The organism is Methanospirillum sp. (assembly GCF_028679455.1).
GTDB lineage: Archaea > Halobacteriota > Methanomicrobia > Methanomicrobiales > Methanospirillaceae > Methanospirillum.
This window is the reverse complement of the sequence record NZ_JAJRBM010000282.1, coordinates 1-4844: the sequence shown is the minus strand read 5'-3', so window position 1 is coordinate 4844 and position 4844 is coordinate 1. Positions and strand designations below refer to the sequence as shown.

Annotated in this window: 4 protein-coding genes, 1 tRNA gene and 1 pseudogene; 2 read left to right on the top strand and 4 right to left on the bottom strand. The window is 43.6% G+C overall.

From position 1 onward, the window contains the following. Positions 1-425, bottom strand: a 425-nt coding sequence (locus LUQ50_RS09590; RefSeq protein ID WP_300039565.1) for a GTPase, incomplete at its 3' end; no start/stop codon positions are given. 105 nt (positions 426-530) lie between these two features. Between LUQ50_RS09590 and LUQ50_RS09585 the strand changes: the two genes are divergently transcribed. Next, positions 531-605, top strand: a tRNA-Glu gene (locus LUQ50_RS09585). A gap of 664 nt (positions 606-1269) precedes the next feature. Here LUQ50_RS09585 and LUQ50_RS09580 read toward each other — a convergent pair. The 3 genes from LUQ50_RS09580 to LUQ50_RS09570 all read right to left on the bottom strand — a co-directional run bounded on the left by LUQ50_RS09580 (position 1270) and on the right by LUQ50_RS09570 (position 4049). After that, positions 1270-1395 (bottom strand): hypothetical protein, encoded by a 126-nt coding sequence (locus LUQ50_RS09580; RefSeq protein ID WP_300039563.1) that lies wholly within the window; start codon positions 1393-1395, stop codon positions 1270-1272. A gap of 1119 nt (positions 1396-2514) precedes the next feature. Beyond that, positions 2515-2892, bottom strand: coding sequence for an HIT family protein (locus LUQ50_RS09575; protein ID WP_300039561.1), 378 nt, complete (start codon positions 2890-2892; stop codon positions 2515-2517). Then, positions 2880-4049, bottom strand: a complete 1170-nt coding sequence (locus LUQ50_RS09570; RefSeq protein WP_300039559.1) for an HNH endonuclease domain-containing protein — start codon at positions 4047-4049, stop codon at positions 2880-2882. The genes LUQ50_RS09575 and LUQ50_RS09570 overlap by 13 nt, the downstream gene beginning before the upstream one ends. Before the next feature lie 224 nt (positions 4050-4273). Between LUQ50_RS09570 and LUQ50_RS09565 the strand changes: the two are divergent. Then, positions 4274-4844, top strand: a pseudogene (locus LUQ50_RS09565) (NgoFVII family restriction endonuclease); the annotation flags it as partial.

The window sequence follows — 4844 nt, the reverse complement described above, 5'->3', positions numbered from 1 at the left end:
TCAGCAGTTCTTACAACCGCAATGACCTCTTTCCCGCGCCCTTTTCCCATCGCTGCTCCAGCAATGAGTCCGGGAATATCCAGGAGTTGTATCTTTGCTCCTTTGTGCTCTAATGCCCCGGGAACGACTGTGAGGGTGGTAAAGGCATAAGATCCGGTCTCACTCTCTGCACCGGTGAGTTGATTCAGGAGGGTGGATTTACCCGTTGATGGGAATCCTACGAGGACAACGGTAGCGTCTCCTGATTTCTTGACTGAGTACCCCTCGCCGCCACCACCGGCTTTCATCGCACGGTTGACGGCATCCTCTTTCATCTTTGCAAGCTTTGCTTTCAGGCGGCCGATGTGCTTTGAAGTAGCCTTATTATAGACAGTTTTCTGGATCTCGTCCTCTATCTCTTTTATTTGATCCTCAATTCCTGCCATATGCCCTTATTAATTATGAAGAACGTGCTCATATACTTGTGGTGGTGACCATATTGAAAGAGCGACATATTCATATGGATCACGCTCAAAAATATAAAGGCACCTGCTGATATAGTGTAGTTCGGTCAATCATGTGGGACTCTCACTCCTTCGACTGGGGTTCAAATCCCCATATCAGCATATATTTGAACGGTCTTCGACCGATAATTTGTTGTACCTATGTCGACCTGTTGTTTCAGGTTGTCATCCAGTTTCAAAAATCGCTGTGAGGGCTTTTTTTTTAGTTTTAAAGGTAATTTGATCAGGGCATATTTGAGACAGATCTACAGATAAAAAATACGCCCATATTTCACGTTAAATTTGGTTTACTCAAGAATTAGCGTTTTAACAAGGGGTCGCTATTGATCAGTTCTGTTGAGACGGTATTTATATAATATTCATAACAAAACAGGAATAGCGACAGGATATGGGGTCGAGATTTATTGGCCCATATTTACCTATTTCAACCATAATTCATCTTTTTGTATCTTTGAACCGTTTACTCGTTTCCTATATTTGAGGATCAACTCGAAAGGACTGTGTGTTAAAAATACTGATAACCTGTTCAGGGGGGAGAAGGTCGGATGTAAGGGAAGATTTACCCACTATGATTCACCTCAATACTCTACATACCCGGATACATTCATCCTGCCCGCTGCTACTACCTACTCTTCCTGTGACCGGTTAACGGATTCGGACCGGTTGATGAAATCCGCGTCTGTGTATTAAGAGCTTTTGAATAGTCAATAGAACGGGTTATGGTTGACGGGTAGGTTGTAAACATGAGGCCAGAATATGACCGGCCTCAGGTCGCAGAAGATTTGATCCAACTGAATCCATCAACCGAGATCGAAAATGTGATCAGATCTGCCGACATCCAGCCCGCAAGGGCAAGACAAACGATCCCAACAATTATGAGAAACTTCGTCATCTTCATCAGCCTAGAATGATGAAAAATTAGAGAGATCTATGCCAGGAGTGCCACAGTTTCAGCCCATGACTCGATGCCGGTCAGGATGTTGTCAACCTCGTAACTGGAGACGGTACCACTGTCACGGTTGAAGGTGACAATGAAATTCTCACCGTTGCTGTTGTGACATTTCAGAGTGGAATTTTTAACGAATCCTCATAACTGTCATGTGATGGAGTCCCACCCATCGCGGTGTTGATTGCGGTTGTTGCAATAATAGTACTCACATCAGTACTGAAAGTTAAAGATGTCGGAGCATTTACCGAGTTAAGAAACAATCCACCTTTCCATTAAACTCCAGTCGTCCGGATTAAATCTATGATAATGAGCATGACAGACCCAACTTCAGTTACCTCATTTGTACCCCTCATTGAATTTCAACATCTGATCAAATCAGCTCTCATCAAATCAGAAAGATGATGTTCAATGAAGAGAATCACAGATCGATCTCTTATTCAATAGTGGACAGAAGATCAGAAAGTGATGATATCACCAGGTGATCCAACCGGTCTTGATGCGCCTCTTTTAACCTCAGAAGAGGCACGAATGGATGATTATTGATGTAAGTGATCCGCCGGTCGGGTAGCGAACCGGGATATCTGTCAGGTCCTTGTGGAACTCAGGATGAGAGGCCTGAATGATGGTAAAGGCATTGGGAGGATATTTTTAAGCAGATTATTGCGGTTACGCATTGGGTAGAGAATGGATCGAGGATTATAAGAGATTAAAGAAAACGGGGTGAAAATGAAATAGATCTGATTGAAGATTTTTTTCAGATTGGAGGGGAGTTGATATCTGATCCGATACCGGAGGGAGGGAAAGGTCATCGATTCGAGAGGAACCTTATATAAACTAATTTTTTTGTCAGACATATGTCTGCCGAATTTTTCAGAGAGGTTCGCCGTATCGGTATCAGGTACTAAATATTGAATTCATTCATCTATGATGGCCGGGTTTTAATATATTTCAATCATGATGTCTGACAAAAGAACCTGATATCGAATCGGAAAATATCACCGAATCGATATTTATGTGAGTTTATATTACTCAATTAAACGTCCATCCCTTTCATATTAATGATCAATACCTCTGCTTTTCCGGAATAACTCCTCTCACTCCTCCCCGTGGATCATCCATATCTCCCCGATACCGGGGGATGATATGGATATGCAGATGCATGATTGTCTGACCAGCTGATTCACCATCATTGATCCCGATGTTGAATCCATCCGGTGAATATCTCTCATTAAGAACCTGCTTTGCCCTGGAGATCAGCTCCCAGAAGGCGGTGAGTTCCCCGGTTGTTGCCTCAAACAGTGAAGGGATATGTCGTATGGGAATGATGAGCAGGTGGCCGGGAGAGACCGGGTATTTATCTAACCGGGCATATGCAAATTCATTCTCCAGGACAATATCATCCGGTCCGTAATTACAGAAAGGACAGGTCACAGGGCCCATGCAGCATACCCCCTGACATCGATAAGATAACGACTCTTTTCCAGGAGACCAAAGAAAGCTGGCTGGATCCAGTCCTGATGTGCTGTTGATCGTTTCCCGGTGAGCGATGACACGATCTCCTGCTGAAAAGTATCAGGATAGGCACTTTCCAAGGTTTCCCAATATCTACAAATCACATCCTGCCTGCTGGTGATGAAGTCAGGGGAAGGAATCTTATCACTCTTTTGTGCATTGACACTGGTCTTAGCTGGCATCAGGTTCCAGAGGTCATTATTTTTCCAGAGAGAAAAAGGAAGCATATGATCGATGTTGATATCTCCCCAGGTCTTCAGTGGATGTCCGGACCACACACAGGGGATAAATCCCTGGTTACTGATCAGAGTATCATATATCCTAGTCACCCGCTGGATCTGTTCACGCTCTGTATCCGGGCCGGTACCGAGAATATTGAGCATCTGTTCTCTGGTGATAGACAATCCCTGTGCTTTCCCAATCTGGGTAGTGAACTCTGCCCATTTATTCAGGATAGAGCCTTCTCCCAGAATGAAACTGCCAAAATACTTGAAAAGAAGTGCAAGGTCCGGTGATACCGAATATTTCCCGCAGTATGAGATTAGGTATTCAGGGGAGATCGGCGTTTTTGGCAAAAAAAGCCTATCCCGGTCCCAGTCAAAGACCGAGTAATATGAATCATACTGTGAGTGGCCCAGGTGCTGGAATGGCCCGTCAATAATTGCCCATCTGGTTTTTCGGATGAGATCCCTCATGGTCTCCTGGAGGTTATCAGGGATATTTCCTTTCCGGTAATCAGAAAAAAATACAGAGATTCCTCCTCTGGTCCGATAATATTCGATGATTTCTGAAAGGGGTTTACGGAAGGAGATATTTTTACTGTCCTGCTCCAGTCTTTTCTCTCCGTTTAACTGGGGGATGAAAGATTCAGATTCAAAGATGGGGTAATAGTAGAATATCCATTTCTCAACCAGAAGACCGAGCGGATACCAGACCCGGCCTTCGGTTTCTTCCTCCAGGTGGGCGTACTGCTGGCATATCTCGATAGTTCCCCTGAGTAGGGCGTATTTGAAAGAGGAGACCCGTTTATCCTGTTCGATGATCGTATTCAGAATATGGTATTCATCGAGGAGCCGGGAGGTCATATGTTATGAGATAGATGTGATCTTCTGGGGGTTTAGGATTGCCGATTCATTTAAAAATCCATAATACTCTCAACAGCATCATCTCATTATTACAACAGGTGGATATAATCGTTGCAAGAAGATGAGAATACTTTTCAAATAATGAGCAAATTGCGCCTTCAAGTCTCTCTTAAACCATGAAGAGTTTGCCTCAAGGCCTGTATGAGCAGGTCATAAATCAGTATTTGCAGAATCTGAAAAGTACTGATCAACAATATGATACCATCTCCATCCATGAATCTGAAGATGTTCCCGCTCTCCTTTCCCATTATCTTGCTCCTGTGGTTAAAAAATCCCTGTCCATATTAGAAGAAAAACACGAACCGGTAAAGGATCAGATTGATCGCTGTAATGAGATCATCAATCATTTATCTATCTGGACTGGAGAAGAATCCCTAAATAAGTGCCAAGTATCTCCTGAAGGAGAAATTCTCCTATCGGTAACTGATTTAAGAGGAGATGATAGAAGGCCCTCTTCATCTCTTCGTCCAATATCCTCTCTCTCTCAAAGTAGCCTCTTCACCGGATCACATAATGAACCAAGTTTACTTCAGGAGCTCAAAGCAGAGATAGCATCTGCAGATCGGATTGATATGCTCGTATCGTTCATCAAATGGAGTGGTATCAGATTATTGATGGACGAACTCTCCAACTTCAGCAAACATGGACATCTTCGAGTCATCACTACCTCGTATATCGGGGCAACTGATCTCAAGGCAATTGAGTTCCTTTCAACACTCCCAAATACCGAGATTC